This is a genomic window from Nocardia sp. NPDC004860, assembly GCF_040609015.1.
Lineage (GTDB): Bacteria > Actinomycetota > Actinomycetes > Mycobacteriales > Mycobacteriaceae > Nocardia.
Window position 1 is genome coordinate 42,834 of sequence record NZ_JBEXJI010000013.1, and the last position, 13,749, is coordinate 56,582.

Genomic DNA, 13,749 nt, shown 5'->3' on the forward strand with positions numbered 1-13,749 from the left:
CTCAGGCCGGCGCAGGAGCCGGTGACCACAAAGTGGGGATCTAGCCACCTGTTCGCCACGCGAATAGCTTTGGTAGGCAAGGCCACTCATCCCGCCTCGGGCTCATCCCGGCGGGAATCTCGCTGTGAAGGGACGCCGATGGCTGTTCGTGACATCAAGGAATTCGCTCACCTGAACGACGATGAACTGGCATGCTTCGGCGCGGAGATTGACCGGATACGTCGCGAGATCACCGACGATCTGGGCGAGCGCGATGTCACCTACATCCGGCGCGCCATCGCGATTCATCGTGGGCTTGAGGTCGTCGCGCGGGTGTGTTTGATCGGAAGCCGGAACCGGTTGTTCTGGGTGGCCGGCGCCGTGTTGCTGGGCACGGCGAAGAGCATCGAGAACACTTTGCTGGGCCACAACATCAGCCATGGCCAGTGGGACTGGATGAACGACCCGGAGATCCACTCGACGACCTGGGAGTGGGACATCGTCATCCCCTCATCGCAATGGCGCGTGGCCCATAACAATTCGCACCATGTGTACACCAACATTCGAGGGATCGACGCCGACTTGAGCCAGAAGGCGATCCGCATGAGTCGGGATACACCATGGCATCCCAGACATATGCTCCAGCCGATCACGAACATCGTCTACGCCTGCCTGTTCGAGTACGGGGCTGCGGCACACCATTTCGCGGTTTCTCGCCGCTTGCCCCGATCCACCCCTGACAGCCGGCGCGCCTCGTCGTGGATGCTCCTACGCAAGGCTGCACGCCAGCTCGTGAAGGACTACCTGCTGATACCTGCCCTGACGGGGCGCAGCTTCCGATACACCGTCACCGCGAATCTGGCGGCCAACACGATTCGAAACCTCTGGATGTATGTGACCATCATCTGCGGACACTTTCCCGACGGCGCCGAGAAGTTCGAACCCGATGTGCTCCAGAACGAAAGCCGCGCGCAATGGCATCTTCGGCAACTCCTCGGAGCCGCCAACTTCCACTCCGGACCGGTTCTCACTTTCCTCAGCGGCGGTCTGGGCTACCAGATCGAGCATCACCTGTTCCCGGACTTGCCGTGCAACAGGTACCCGGAAATTTCGGTCCGAGTGCGAGCGGTCTGCGCACGGTATGACCTTCCCTATACGACAGGTTCTCTCGTACAGCAGTTCTTCACGTCGTTTCGAACAATACTGAAATTGTCACTACCAGACATGTTTCTGCGGCGCACCGACGACGATGCGCCCGAGACCAGCTCGGAAAAGAAGTTCGTCGGCGTGTCCAAGCCGCCGTGGCGTCCTGGGTTCGAGTGGCGGGCAATCGACAGCGAGAGCGGCCGCAAGCGGGGTCTTTCCACGGCGATCGCACAGGTTCGCGCCGTGCAAGGATGACCGGAAATAGGGGATGACCCAAAAGTGGGGACACCCGGAAAATGAGGAACCGATTAACGGTTACCCACAAACTGACGAATAGCGTGGGAGGTAATTGCATTCGTAGGATCAGCGTGAGCGGAATGAATGCCACCGCAGTGGACAACCCACTCGGCCGACATCAGCCGCTCCTTCCCTGGGAAGGACTATCACCGATAGCTCGCTGATATGGAGAGATGCATGTCCACGGTCGACCCCCGCGACTCATCGCTCGACTACGGTCAGACCGCCGACGAGGTCACCGCGCGCCCGCCGTCGCTGTGGCAGACGATGTCGGTCCGCCCCCTGGCCGTCGTCGGCGGCGCAGTTGCCACACCTGCCGGAATTGCCTTCGCTGACGCCAGTGTGGGCGAGGCGCTCGCCGCGGGGGAGGGCGGCTTAGCCGCGCTCATCCTCCTCTCGGCACTGTTCGGCAGCGCGCGTGTGAGCGAGCGTGCATTCCGGCTGCTGCGCTGGATCGCCAATCGGCCCGAACCCGAGTCGCCGAAAAGCGACGGCGGACCGGCCGCCCACTGAATCGTACCGGACAGTCTGTTGAGCCGTATTCGTTTCAGCAGACTGTCCGGTTCATTATGTGGTGTGCCGAAAAATGGGGATCTTGGCACGCGCCGATCGAGTGAATATCGTGTACACCATCGCAATGTCTGAACAGTTGCGGCAGAGCACTCCGGCCGCCGGTCGTGCACGATCTCCGTCATTGATCAGAGACGACGTATGCCCAATTGCGCCTGAATGCGATGGCGTCCGCCATTGCCCTGACGGTAATTCGGAGAAGGTTATGGAAACCAGCGAATCGGCCGGGTCCTCGATCCGTCGAATCGGAGTCATCGAGGACCACCCTGTTCTCGTCGAGGGGCTACGGGCGATCTTGTCCGTGCGCCCGGAACTGCAGATCGTCGCCGCCGCCAAGACGGTGCCCGAGCTGCTGGAGATCACGACCGATCTCGAGCTGGCGGTACTCGATCTTCACGGACTGCCCGACGGGTCCATGCCGAAGGACAACGTCAATACACTGCGCGAGGCCGGCATCAACAACGTCGTGGTCTACACCATCGGTGAGAGCCGCGACCTCGTGCAAGCAGCAGCCCAAGCCGGCGTGCTGGGGGTGATCTGCAAGGACGAGCCGGCGGAGGTCGTGGTCGAGGCGATCGCCAAAGGTATCGACGGGGATCTGGTGGGCTCGATCGACTGGGCCGCCGCGATCGACGCCGATGAGAAGGCCTGGCCGAAGTTCTCCGAACGGGAGAAGGAAGTCCTCTCGCTCTACGCCGCCGGGCTTCGGATGCGAGACATCGCCGCCATGCTCGGCATCGCCCAAGAGACGGTGAACACCCATCTGAAGTCGATCCGCAGCAAGTACGCCGCGATGAACCTCGGGACCACCAAGTGGGACATCGCCGAGCATATGAAGGCACAGCAGGCATTGCCTACACCGCCGTGGCGACGAACGAAATAGCGGCACGGCCCGCGAGCGCAGAGCAACGGGTCGTGGTGCTCATCGCCCGATTCGTCGGCTTCGGGTATCTGGCGTATCTAACACTGCTGCTGCCCCGGTATCGCCCCGACGCGGTCTACACCGCCGGATGGTGGACGCCGCTGGCAATCGCGACGGCCTTCGGCCCCGGGATCGCGTTGGCGGCCACCAGCTTACGGATGACGGCACGGTCGGTGCGCGTCGTCGTGGCGGGCTGCACGCTCGGCTATGCCGTCACGGTCGGGTCCTGGTTCCTGGCCTGGTCGGGGCAGCCGGTGCCGAATATCCCCTGGTTCGTCTACTTTCCGGGCTTGGTCGCATTGGCCACCGTAGTCGCCTGGCCCCCATGGGCGACGGTCCTCTACCTCTTGGCCACTGTCACCGTCGTTCAGTGGATCGGTCGCTTCCGCGAGGTGAGCGCGCAAACGTCGTTCCCCTGCGAGTGGATTTACGCGACGAGCTTCTGCATGATCTACCTCGCCGGGGCGATGATGATCATCCGGACCGGACGGGTGCTCGACCACACGCGCGATGCGGTCTACCGGCAGGCCGCGGCCGCGGCCACGGCCGAGCTTCGTGCCGTGCACCGGGCACGCTTCGGCGATCTCTCGCACGGCTGGGTGATCGCCGGCCTCGCCATGGCGGCCCGCCGACCCCTCAACGAGGCCACCCGCAAGCACGCCCGCGCGACCCTGGATCGGATGTCGGCCGCCGCACACGAACCCGGGATCGAACCGCTGCCGCTGAACCAGCTGATGGCACAGCTTCGATCGGTCGCCGTCGAGCTCGACCGTGACATACAGATCAGCATCGAGGCCGCCGAGGGCGCGCGCCACAAGAGCTTTCCCGCGAGTGTCGCCGCCACCGTGGGCATGTGCACCGCCGAGGCGGTCAGAAACAGTATCCGCCATGCCGGCGCCTCGGCGAGACGCCACATCGCGGTGCACCTCTCGGCATCATCGCTGACCGTGAGATTCACCGACAACGGCGTCGGCTTCGATACGACACAATCCTCCGAACGTATTGGCGTGGAATGGATCCGGACACAGATGACACAGATCCCCGGTGGTGGGGCGCGGATAGTCTCCACCCCGGGACAAGGCACGCTCGTCGAATTGACCTGCGAGGCTGGGTAGTTCAGCGGTTCGGCGACGAGGCGACCCGTACCGAGGACGTGCGATCGCTGCTCGGTCTGCACCACCCCTTCGCGCTGCTCATCGCCGGGTTCTTCTCGGCCGGGATCGTTTCCGAGGCGCTGATGGCGCGGGCAGCGACTGGCTCGTCGCTGTGGCTGTTCATCCTGGCCGTCGTGGCGGCGGTAAGCTCATGCTTCGTCATCATCTTCGTCGGTGAGGACCCCATGCCGCTGTGGGCCACCGTCCTCATCGCCGCTGCCGCCTACCTGACCGTGAGCGCGGTCATGTTGTGGCCACCGATCATCGACTACTCGAACCAGGTATGGGTCATCTCGGTCTTCGTTCCGGCGGCGACCTTCCTGTGCGTCCGGGGAAGGACCTGGTGGGCGTGGGGGCTGATCACCTGCACGGTGGGTAGCGCCGCGATTTGGGGAATGCTCACCGCCTCCGACCCGCTCCACGGTGTCAATCCGGCTGTGGTGAACTACTGCCCGCTGGTGATGGCTACCTTCTTCGCACGGTGGTTCCGGCCCGCAGCGCGGCAGATCTACCGACTCCAGCAAGAAGGCCGGCGCCGTGCCGAACTCGCGGCCAAGGCCCAGTTCCAAATCGCCGACGCAGAGGTCCAACTCGCCGCACTCGAAGCTCTCGCGCGCCCACTGCTCGAGCGCGCCGCGTACGCCGAACAGCTGACCGAGACCGAGAAGATCGAGTGCCGAATCGCCGAGGAACAGCTCCGCGCACAATTCCGCGCGCCCGGACTCGACGATGTGCGCATCAATCCCGCCGTGGCTGCGGCGTTGCGCCGCGGTGTCACGTTACGGCTCTTCGACGACAACGGCATGGACCTGGTCGCCGAACCGCTGCGCACCGGGGTGTTGAGCGCGGTCGCCAGTGACCTCGACAGCACGCAATCGGGGCACGTAACGATCCGGATAGTCCCACCCGACCGAAATCGACTGGTAACCGTCGTCATTCAGGACGGAAACTCGGTGCGCAGTGTCGAATACGACTTGCAGGGCACTCGGCACGAGCGCTCAGCCCGGCACGGATGATCCTCCACGGCTGCACAGGCGGGCGAAGCGGCATAGGCTACGAGAGCCCGCACCCTGAGCGGTGCACGGGCATCGGCACCGAGACTCACGCCATCCACGCACCCGGTAGCTCCGCGGCACCGTGATCCGGCCGATTCTGGTTCGCCGAGTGTCGTTGTCCGGCGACATATTCGACGCGGATCCAGGACAGATCCGTGGCGGCCAGAGGAGACTCGTCGACCGGGAAATCGCATCGCCCCCGACCGAGGCAGGGGTAACGACGTGCGTGCAGACGGCGCGAATGTTAGAGGCGCCGTATCCGTTTATGGTTGGTTACCAGTCCTTCGCCGCGGCACAGCGCATAGGCCTTGCGCCAGCCCCACCACGGATGCTGACGCGAGATCGCGCGCAGTCGCGCACGCAGTGCCTGTTCGATCTCGACCGAGACTGCCCGGCCACCCGGCAGGCCCGACGTTGCGATACCCGGAATCGTTGCTGCAGAACCACAACGGCTCTGCGGCGCCGGTCCGGGTTCAGTAGTTTCCCCGGTTCAGTTCCTTGAGCGTGTCGATGTCGAGGGCCTGCTCGGCGACCATCTTCTTCAACCGCGCGTTCTCGCGTTCGAGCTCTTTGAGCCGTTTGGCGTCGTCCGGATTTCATGCCGCCGTACTGGGACTGCCAGCGATGCCAGGAGGCCTCGGAAATCTCGCGAGGTGTTTGCACTACACCTCATCTGTACGCGGCGTCCCGATTCATGTCATCGTCCTGGTCACCTTCAACGCCGGACTCGGGTCGGCGTGCGGCAACGTGCCAATCAGAACGAAGCGAGTAGTGCATGCATTCATGCACCGAAATCGACGGTAGGGACTGCTGCATGGCTAAAGGGATGTCCCGTAAGTCTGGGTCGGTGACGGCGACCGGTCCACCGGCCAGGAATCAGTAGGCGTGGGCGAGGTTGGCCAGAGTCGCCACCCCTGCCATCGCGACACCCACCCCGTTACCGCGTAAGCGGCAGTCGCGCAGGATCTTCCAGGTCTTCATCCGGGCGAAGGCGTGTTCGACACGGGCACGGACCTTGCGGTGGGATTTGTTGTGGGCCTGTTTCCATTCCGGCAGCTCGACACCGGGTACCCGGCGGTGCGGGATGATCAGACCGGTGCCCTGGTAGCCGCCGTCAGCGATCACCATCGCGTTGCGACAGGCGTGGGCGGCACCGGACTCGGTCCAGGCGCGGCAGTCGTTGCGGTTGCCCGGCAACGGTTTTCCGAGCGCGACGACGAGTTCGGTGTCGGCGTCGATCACGACCTGATGGTTGGTCGAGTACCGGTAGTTCTTACTCTGGGCGGCGACCTTGTGATCCTGGGTCGGGACCAGGGTTCCGTCCACGATCAACACCGCGCCACGCGGGAACCGGGCCCGAGGCCGCAGCGCCAACGCCGGTCCGAGGTCGTCGATCACCCGGGCCGCGGCCGACTTCGAGACCCCGAACACTGCCGCGAGTTGACGCATCGTCAGGTTGGTCCGCCAGTAGGTGGCCACCAACAACACCCGGCCTTCGAAACACAACCCCCAAGGTCGGCCCCGTAACGGCCGGTCGGCGCCCTCGCGCCGCAACCCGGTGATCAGGCGAGCGAACGTGCGTGGCCGCAGCCCAGAGAACAACTCCACCGTCACCGGATCTGTCGCCGAGATCACCACCGGTGGGACGATACCCGTTGCCGCTCAACGACTTACGGGACATCCCTTAGGTGACAGCTGTCGCCTGATCGTGCAGCAGTCCCTGGCGGCTGTGGGGCTGTGTGTCGCGCTGTCTGCGAAATCGATCGTGGTTGGCATGCATGGGGAAGGTATCGGTTGAGCCGGAGAAATTGGTTGCCGATCGCTTGCTGGATCGGGAAATTTGATCTACGAGTCGGCGTGTCGACACGCCGACTCGTGGGGGTCTAACGCGGTGCACGGTGGCGCCCGCCGGGTGCCCGCATTGGGGTGCCGCGTTCGCGGAGTGCGTCGCGGATGGTGCTGGCGGGGAAGCCGGTGAGGCGGCTACAGCTGACGAGTGAATGGCCGGCGAGGTAGAGCCGTTCGACGTGGTCGATGTCGGTGGTGGTCATCGATTGGAATCGGCGGGGCACGTTGCGGTTGGTGAGCAGTTTGAGGACGGCGGTCTTGGAGATTCCGTAGCGCGCCGCGAGTTGCATGGTCGATGTGCCATCGCGGTACGCGTGAAGGAGTTCCTCGACCGTCGCAGCGCCGAGGCGCCGCTCGATTCTGCGAGGCTCGCGAGGACGGTCCGCCAGAGGCTTCTTGTGTCGGCGGGGGAGTGGAGACGCGGGCCCGGTGCCGATTTTGGCGCGGGCAGTTTCGAGTTTCTGCAGGTCAGCCCGTTTGGAATAACGCCCAGCCAGGTCCACCATGAGGGGCTTATTCCGACCAGCGTTCGCTCGCGGGTAGGGATAAGCCCCTTTCGGCTTTTTCTGGGATGAGATGCCCAGGCACGCGCGGCCGGCGCGGTGGAGGTCTGCGAAGAGGGGTTGTTTCTCGTCCGCGATGTGGGGTGCGACCACGTCTGGGCGGTCGTCGATGAAGAAGCGTTGGTCGAAGGTCTCATTGAGGAGGCGGCGGACATCGGCGCTGTCATCGCTGTAGAGCTCACAGGGGTTCGAGACCAGTTCGAGTGCGTGCCGGAGGGCTCCTGTGCCGATCCACAACTGAACCAGGAAGTTCAAGAAAATGGACGAACAAGATGACATAAATGAACCATCTGGTTACGCTTGTGAGTATGCGGAATCTGGTTGTCGCGGGTGGGACCGACGGTATCGGCCGGGCTGTCGCGCTGGCGCGTGTGGCGGCGGGCGACGCCGTTCTGGTGATCGGCCGGGATGTGGTCGAGGGCAAGGGATTTCTCGAGGAGGCGGCCGCACTCGGCGCGGCCGAACGTGCGCATTTCGTGGCGGCGGATCTGAGTTCGGTCGCCGCGACCCGCGAGGCGATGGATGCCGTGCGCGCACGGTTCTCCACATTGGATGCGCTGGTGCTGACTGCACGCCACCATCGGCAGGACCGTCTGGTCACCGCGGAGGGCTTCGAATACACCTTCGCCCTGAGCTATCTGAGCCGATTCCTGCTGAGCTACGAGCTGACCGACCTGCTCGACGGTGCGGAGCGACCCCTCATCGTGAACGTCGCGGCTGCGGGCAGCGGCACCGACCGGATCCGGTGGGACGACCTGGGTTACGAGCGCGACTACGACGGCACGGCAGCGCTGAGCCAGACCGCCCGGCTCAACGACCTGCTCGGCGTCGAGTTCGCGCGCCGGCCGACATCGGGCCGGACCCGATACGTCCTGGTTCGTCACACGGAGAATCCGGTCGACGACACCGTCCGGCCGATTCTCGCGGCACTGGCCCAACCGCCCGCGGATCCGCTCACCGCGATCGTCGGGGGCAGCCGGATCGACATCCGGGGAACCGCGTTCGACGCCGAGGCCGCCGCGCGGTTGTACGACGAGACGATCCCTCTGCTCGGACGCTTGCAGTCCGCCGCCCTCGGCATCTCGCCGGCGCGGTTGCGCGAGGTGCTCGACGGGCGGGTGTTCGCCACCGTCGCAACGATTCAGCCCGACGGCAGCCCGCAGCAATCGGTGGTATGGGTGCTGCGAGACGGCGACGACGTGCTGTTCGCCATCGGCGCCGGCAGCCGCAAGGAGCGCAATCTGCGCCGTGATCCCCGAGTCGGCGTGCTGCTCAATCCGCCCGGCAAGCCGTACACCTATGCCGCGATCCACGGCAAGGCCGTCCTGTCTGCCGAGGGAGGTGTCGCACTGCGAGATCGACTGGCGCTCAAGTACACCGGCATGACCTACCTCGAACACAATCCGGACGCCGCGGTCATGTACGGCGACATCCCGATGATCGTCGTCCGGGTGAAACCCGAACGGATCGTCGGAAGACTCTGAGCGCGTCGGCCCGCGAACTATCGAAGCGCCGCGATGATCGGCGCGAACGCCTCCATCTCGGGCTCCAGCACGGTGTAGTAGGACAGCCCCAAGGTCTTTCGGCGCTCGCGCAGCACATCGGCGCATTCCTCGGCGGTGCCGATCAGCAGTGCCGGCAGCTCGGCGAGTTCGGACGCGCCGAGGTCGAGGATGTTCTGCCAGACGTCGGTGACCGCACCGGTCGTTCCCGACGGCAGGACGCGGTGAATGGGAATGCTGAGCTCCACGCTGTCGATCCGGTCCCCGAGCAGTTCGCGCACCACGGCGATACGGTTCGAAATCTCGGTCGGGTCACCGAGTTTCAACCCGTCGCCGTCGCGGACCCGGGTCGTGCCGGTGAAGGCGATGATATCGGCGTACCGCGCCGCCAGGCGCAGCACGCGATCCCCGCGCCCGGCGACGAGGATCGGCGGCCCCGACGGTTGTTCGAATCGCGCATATCGGTCGAGTTCGGTTCGCGGCCTGCGGAACTCGGCGATGGTGCGCTCCAGCTGTGATACCCGCTCGGCGGCGTCGATCCAGGGCAGTCCGGCCGCATCGAACTGCGCGCGATCGTAGCCCGCGCCGAGCCCGAGTTCGACCCGCCCACCGGAATAGCGGTCCACCGTGGCGATGTCGCGCGCCAGCACCGTAGGGTTGTAGAGCGAGGTGTTGAGCACCAGGGTGCCGATCCGGATGCGCCGGGTCGCCTCCGCGGCGAGCAGCAGCGTCGGTATCGGTGCGGGCATCCCGAGATGATCCGACACCGAGATGACGTCATACCCTAGCTCTTCGGCGCGGCGCGCCTTGGCCATCCACTCCGCGCGCGTGGTCGGCAGGAACACGCAGACCCCGAAACGAAACGGCCGGTCGTGGACGGAGGCCATGGTCTTCTCCTCGCGGGGCGGCTCATTCGACACCGAGATTCTCGGCGATCTTGGCGAGTACGGCGTTCGCGGTGCGGAATTCGTCCTCGGTGATGCCCCGCAACGAATGGTCCGCGTGCGCGTTCACCAGCGACTCCGCGCGTTCGTGCGCCGCGTGTCCCGCCGCGGTGAGCAGCACCGCGGTGCCGGAGACCGTGACCCAACCGCGGTCGGCGAACCCCTCGACGATCGAACGATACGACGGAATGCGATCGGCGACCAGGAACGGTGCGAAGGCCTCGTCGATCTCGCGGACGGACCCCACCCCGATCTGGAGCGCGTGCAGGACCTGCCATTCCCGGCGGCCGAGCAACTCCGAACGGAGGGCGTCGCCGGTGGCGGCGTCGAAACCCTGGTGCAGGAGCAGCAGCCAGTAGCCGATGCGCTTGGTGGTGTTCTGTTGCAACATGACGAGCCTTTCTCGGCGTGGAAAGCGGAATCAGCGCTGCCAGCCACGCGGGTAGGGAATGGCCCAGTACAGTTCGAGTTCGATGCGCGAGAACAGCCAGCGGTCGCCCTCGCGGACATAGCTGTCGACGAATTTGCCTGCGACCATGGTGCTTTCGGTGTCGAAGACGACCTTCTCCTCGAAGAACGACACCCCGGTCGCCCGATCGCCCTCGATCTGGACGTCGTGCGCGTGCACGAACTGCTTGACCAGCGCCCCCGACGCCGGACCGCTGTTCTCGATCAGCTCCGGAAGAGCCGCGAAGTACCGTTCGATCGCCGGTCGACCCTCGGCGCGGCCCAGCTCGCCATAGTCGAGAAAGGCTGTCTCGCTGAACAATTCGCCAACGCGATGCCATTGGCCGTCATTGATGCGGCGGGGTAGCCGGTGGCGCAGGGTGCGCAGTGAGTGCTGGTCCTCCAAGGTTCCGAGGCGCTCGGTGAGCCGTTTCACCTGCTCGATCAAATCCAGGTTGTCCGACATTTCGGCGATGCCTTTCGATCCGTTCGCGCCGCCGGTGTCGCTGCCCGGCTCTCGAAAACCTTTGCACGAGTAGATAACCGGTCACAACAGCCCGGAGCAGAACCTACGGTTCGCCCGTAGGTTTCAGTGCGGGACCGCTCCGGCGGCGGTGCGTCCGGAGACGGGCCGGACGTCGCGGTGCGAGATCAGCCATTCGCCGTCGAACTTCTCGAATCGATCCCGGATCAGGCCGATGACGGTCCAGTCCGCCGGCCGGTCGTAATCGGAGTACGCGGCGGGCGAAGACCAGTGCCACACTGTGGCATACGCGGTGAGCAGCGGCTGCCCGCCGGTCCAGTCGATGTGTGTCTGACCGATGACATGCGCGACCGGGCTGCGCTTGTCCTCGGGAACCTGGGTCATGTACGCGGTGAACGCGTCGCGCCCCTCGAAACGGGTGACCGGGCCCGGCATGATCCGGTACTCGATCACCGCGTCGGGTGTGAAACATTCGTTGAAGCGTTCGCATTCGCCCGAATCTGCGATCCGGAAGAAGCGAAAGAACGTCTGGAAGATCGCCCGCTCGGCGGCGATGGTCGCGAGCAGGTCGTCGGGTATTGCGGTCACGGTCGATCCTTTGTCGTGCCGAGGGATATCAAGGTGCCGAGCGGATCACCGATCTTCCCGGGGCTCGTACGCGCACAGGAAGGTATCGACCGCCACTGTCGCCACCGCCCGCATCTCGGCGGTGGGCACCTTACGGGTGCCCAGGCGGGAACGGCCCTCCATCGGGCCGGTGATCAACATGAGGAACTGCTCGGCGGCGATCGCCGGGTCGGCGGCCCGCAGGTGGCCCGACAGCGACAGCCGCGCGATCCGATCGGCGAGGGTGTCGGCCAGTTGCACCGAGGTGCGGTTCACGACAATGTCGATCAGATCGGGGAATTGGACGATCTGGGCGTAGGTCAGCCAGCGCAGCGCCCGCGAGCGATCCGTGCAGCACAGACGGATCAATCGGTAGGCGACATCTTCGAGGGTGGCACGCAGGTCCGGGCCCGGACTGCGCAAACGGTCGACCACGGACAGGCTTTCGGCCAGCACCTCGTCGGCGACCGCGGCCAGCGCTTGCCGGAACAGGGTCTCCTTGTCGTTGAGGTGGTTGTAGATGGTCGGCTTGGCGACACCGGCCTCCTCGGCGATCTCCTGCACGCACGCCTGCGCATAGCCCCGGCGGGCGAACACCACGAAGGCCGCCTCCAGGATCGCCCGGCGTTTGTCGATGCGTCCGCGCGCGGCTGTCCGACCGCCCGGTGTCGTTGTTGCTGTCACCTCCGCAGTGTATCCGACCAGTACTCGAAAATTTGATCCTCTGGTTCAGATTCATGTACCCGGTTGTACTAGTCCAGCCAGATCACTAAAATGAACCAGCGAGTATAGATTGTGCCGTTCGCGCCTGGAGTTGTCCACCGTCCGAACGGCATTCGCCACTTCCCAGGAGTTGCCGTGACCACTCTGACGCCTATGGATCCCCACATCACCTTCTTCGACCAGTTGGCCCTCGATGCCGGTCCGGTCGTCATCGTCAACAGGTTCGGTGTCGATCCCGGCGACATTCCCGCCTTCCTGGCCGCGTGGCGCGTGCACGCGGCGTACATGCAGGGCCGGCCGGGCTACATCTCCACGCAGCTGCACCGCGGTATCGGGCCGTCCGCGACATTCGTCAATATCGCCGTGTGGGAATCCACCGCGGATCTGCGGGCCGCGGTCTCCGACCCGGAGTTCAAGAAGACCACCGAGTCCTATCCCGACAGCGTGGAGTCCTCACCCCATGTGTTCGTCAAACAGGAAGTCCCCGGCATCTGCCCGGCCTGAGGTCGTCGTCCGGCGGTTCGCCGCGGTGCCCGAGCGGGCGCCGGGCGAATCACCTTGGACTGCGGTTTCTTTCGACGCCGTCAGGCGAACGCGGAGATATTGCGCCGCACCCAGTCGAGGAAGCGCCGCGGGGTGCGGCCCAGGATGCGCTCGACATCGGGGCTCGGGGCCAGTTCCTCCGAATTCGGTTCGCTCAGCAGGGCGAGCACCTCGTCGGTGACGTCGGCGGGTGTGATCTCCGGCCGCAACTCGGGCATCAGTCCCGACAGCCGGTCGCGCGCCTCGGCCTCACTGAGTTCGACGAATCGCACGTCCACCCCCAGCGCGTCGCCGATGGCGGCCGTCTGCTGCCTCGGGGTGATCAGTTCGGGCCCGTTGAGCACGTAGGTCGCGTGGCGATGGCCCGGCTCCACCAGGACGTGCGCGGCGACCTCGGCGATATCGACCGGGTCGATCTGGCGCACCGCGACATCACCGAACGGCGCTGTGACAGTGCGGGTTTCGCGCACCGACCGCGCCCAGGCCAGGGCATTGGAGGCGAATCCACCCGGCCGCAGTATCGTCCAGTCCAGTATCGAATCCCGCAGCGCGGCCTCGAAGTCCCGCATGCGCTGATGCCCGATCGAACTCGGCCGGGCGCTGACCGCCTGCGATGAGAGCATAACGACGCGGTTGATCCCGCTGTCCGCGATCGTGTCGAGCACGCGGTCGGGTGCGGGTCCGTGGAAGAGCTGCTCACCGTTGAGCATCAGGAACAAGGCCTCGGCATTGTCGAATGCGGTGCGCAGCGCTGCGAGGTCGGCCAGGTCGGCCGCGCAGTGCGTGACACCCGCCGGCAGGTCGACGGACGCGCAGCCTCGCGAGGTCGCGGTGACCCGGTGGCCGGCCGCCGCCAGGGCCGGGACGAGGGCGCGTCCGATGTTTCCGGTCGCTCCGGTGACCACGATCATGACCATCTCCAATCTTGGTGGTGAACAGGGCAATAGGGGCGAGATCGGGGTTGAA

General features: G+C 65.3%; 15 protein-coding genes and 1 pseudogene. 7 read left to right on the forward strand and 9 right to left on the reverse strand.

Annotated features, from left to right (window positions below):
* Positions 1-138: 138 nt before the first annotated feature.
* From ABZV44_RS23320 to ABZV44_RS23340, 5 genes are all read left to right on the forward strand, one after another.
* Positions 139-1,380 carry an acyl-CoA desaturase gene (locus ABZV44_RS23320; protein ID WP_354839852.1) on the forward strand — a complete coding sequence of 414 codons (1,242 nt, stop codon included), beginning with the start codon at positions 139-141 and terminating at the stop codon, positions 1,378-1,380.
* A gap of 219 nt (positions 1,381-1,599) precedes the next feature.
* Positions 1,600-1,935, forward strand: coding sequence for a hypothetical protein (locus ABZV44_RS23325; protein ID WP_354839855.1), 336 nt, complete (start codon positions 1,600-1,602; stop codon positions 1,933-1,935).
* A gap of 262 nt (positions 1,936-2,197) precedes the next feature.
* A complete protein-coding gene (locus tag ABZV44_RS23330; protein ID WP_354839857.1) occupies positions 2,198-2,875 on the forward strand; it encodes a response regulator transcription factor in 678 nt (225 codons plus the stop codon).
* On the forward strand, positions 2,857-4,029 hold the full coding sequence (locus ABZV44_RS23335; protein WP_354839860.1) for an ATP-binding protein: 1,173 nt from the start codon (positions 2,857-2,859) through the stop codon (positions 4,027-4,029). The genes ABZV44_RS23330 and ABZV44_RS23335 overlap by 19 nt, the downstream gene beginning before the upstream one ends.
* Positions 4,030-4,067: 38 nt before the next feature.
* A complete protein-coding gene (locus tag ABZV44_RS23340; RefSeq protein ID WP_354839863.1) occupies positions 4,068-5,084 on the forward strand; it encodes a hypothetical protein in 1,017 nt (338 codons plus the stop codon).
* A 286-nt stretch (positions 5,085-5,370) separates the two neighbouring features.
* On the opposite strand, the pseudogene ABZV44_RS23345 reads toward ABZV44_RS23340, so the two are convergent.
* The 3 genes and pseudogenes from ABZV44_RS23345 to ABZV44_RS23355 all read right to left on the reverse strand — a co-directional run.
* Positions 5,371-5,785, reverse strand: a pseudogene (locus tag ABZV44_RS23345) (transposase); the annotation flags it as partial.
* A 214-nt stretch (positions 5,786-5,999) separates the two neighbouring features.
* Positions 6,000-6,761, reverse strand: a complete 762-nt coding sequence (locus tag ABZV44_RS23350; protein ID WP_354839866.1) for a transposase — start codon at positions 6,759-6,761, stop codon at positions 6,000-6,002.
* A gap of 245 nt (positions 6,762-7,006) precedes the next feature.
* Complete coding sequence (locus tag ABZV44_RS23355; RefSeq protein WP_354839869.1) at positions 7,007-7,789, reverse strand: hypothetical protein; 783 nt, start codon at positions 7,787-7,789, stop codon at positions 7,007-7,009.
* Positions 7,790-7,842: 53 nt separating this feature from the next.
* On the opposite strand from ABZV44_RS23355, the gene ABZV44_RS23360 reads away from it, so the two are divergent.
* Positions 7,843-9,018 carry a TIGR03618 family F420-dependent PPOX class oxidoreductase gene (locus ABZV44_RS23360; protein WP_354839872.1) on the forward strand — a complete coding sequence of 392 codons (1,176 nt, stop codon included), beginning with the start codon at positions 7,843-7,845 and terminating at the stop codon, positions 9,016-9,018.
* 17 nt (positions 9,019-9,035) lie between these two features.
* Here ABZV44_RS23360 and ABZV44_RS23365 read toward each other — a convergent pair whose 3' ends face one another.
* The 5 genes from ABZV44_RS23365 to ABZV44_RS23385 form a co-directional block, all read right to left on the reverse strand.
* Complete coding sequence (locus ABZV44_RS23365; RefSeq protein WP_354839875.1) at positions 9,036-9,923, reverse strand: TIGR03621 family F420-dependent LLM class oxidoreductase; 888 nt, start codon at positions 9,921-9,923, stop codon at positions 9,036-9,038.
* A 22-nt stretch (positions 9,924-9,945) separates the two neighbouring features.
* Complete coding sequence (locus ABZV44_RS23370) at positions 9,946-10,371, reverse strand: hypothetical protein (protein WP_354839878.1); 426 nt, start codon at positions 10,369-10,371, stop codon at positions 9,946-9,948.
* 30 nt (positions 10,372-10,401) lie between these two features.
* Complete coding sequence (locus ABZV44_RS23375; RefSeq protein ID WP_354839880.1) at positions 10,402-10,893, reverse strand: nuclear transport factor 2 family protein; 492 nt, start codon at positions 10,891-10,893, stop codon at positions 10,402-10,404.
* Positions 10,894-11,016: 123 nt separating this feature from the next.
* Complete coding sequence (locus ABZV44_RS23380) at positions 11,017-11,499, reverse strand: nuclear transport factor 2 family protein (protein WP_354839883.1); 483 nt, start codon at positions 11,497-11,499, stop codon at positions 11,017-11,019.
* Between the two features lie 45 nt (positions 11,500-11,544).
* On the reverse strand, positions 11,545-12,201 hold the full coding sequence (locus ABZV44_RS23385; RefSeq protein ID WP_354839886.1) for a TetR/AcrR family transcriptional regulator: 657 nt from the start codon (positions 12,199-12,201) through the stop codon (positions 11,545-11,547).
* Between the two features lie 174 nt (positions 12,202-12,375).
* Here ABZV44_RS23385 and ABZV44_RS23390 point away from each other — a divergent pair, with 174 nt between their 5' ends.
* Complete coding sequence (locus ABZV44_RS23390; RefSeq protein WP_354839889.1) at positions 12,376-12,744, forward strand: antibiotic biosynthesis monooxygenase family protein; 369 nt, start codon at positions 12,376-12,378, stop codon at positions 12,742-12,744.
* A gap of 80 nt (positions 12,745-12,824) precedes the next feature.
* On the opposite strand, the gene ABZV44_RS23395 is transcribed toward ABZV44_RS23390, so the two are convergent.
* Entirely contained in the window at positions 12,825-13,694 is an 870-nt protein-coding gene (locus ABZV44_RS23395) for an NAD(P)H-binding protein (RefSeq protein WP_354839892.1), read from the reverse strand.
* Positions 13,695-13,749: the final 55 nt, after the last annotated feature.

Bases quoted from the DNA above. Each gene is read 5' to 3' on its own strand.
- ABZV44_RS23320 (WP_354839852.1), top strand. From the start codon at position 139: ATGGCTGTTCGTGACATCAAGGAATTCGCTCACCTGAACGACGATGAA.
- ABZV44_RS23325 (WP_354839855.1), top strand. From the start codon at position 1,600: ATGTCCACGGTCGACCCCCGCGACTCATCGCTCGACTACGGTCAGACC.
- ABZV44_RS23330 (WP_354839857.1), top strand. From the start codon at position 2,198: ATGGAAACCAGCGAATCGGCCGGGTCCTCGATCCGTCGAATCGGAGTC.
- ABZV44_RS23360 (WP_354839872.1), top strand. From the start codon at position 7,843: ATGCGGAATCTGGTTGTCGCGGGTGGGACCGACGGTATCGGCCGGGCT.
- ABZV44_RS23365 (WP_354839875.1), bottom strand. From the start codon at position 9,923: ATGGCCTCCGTCCACGACCGGCCGTTTCGTTTCGGGGTCTGCGTGTTC.
- ABZV44_RS23370 (WP_354839878.1), bottom strand. From the start codon at position 10,371: ATGTTGCAACAGAACACCACCAAGCGCATCGGCTACTGGCTGCTGCTC.
- ABZV44_RS23375 (WP_354839880.1), bottom strand. From the start codon at position 10,893: ATGTCGGACAACCTGGATTTGATCGAGCAGGTGAAACGGCTCACCGAG.
- ABZV44_RS23395 (WP_354839892.1), bottom strand. From the start codon at position 13,694: ATGATCGTGGTCACCGGAGCGACCGGAAACATCGGACGCGCCCTCGTC.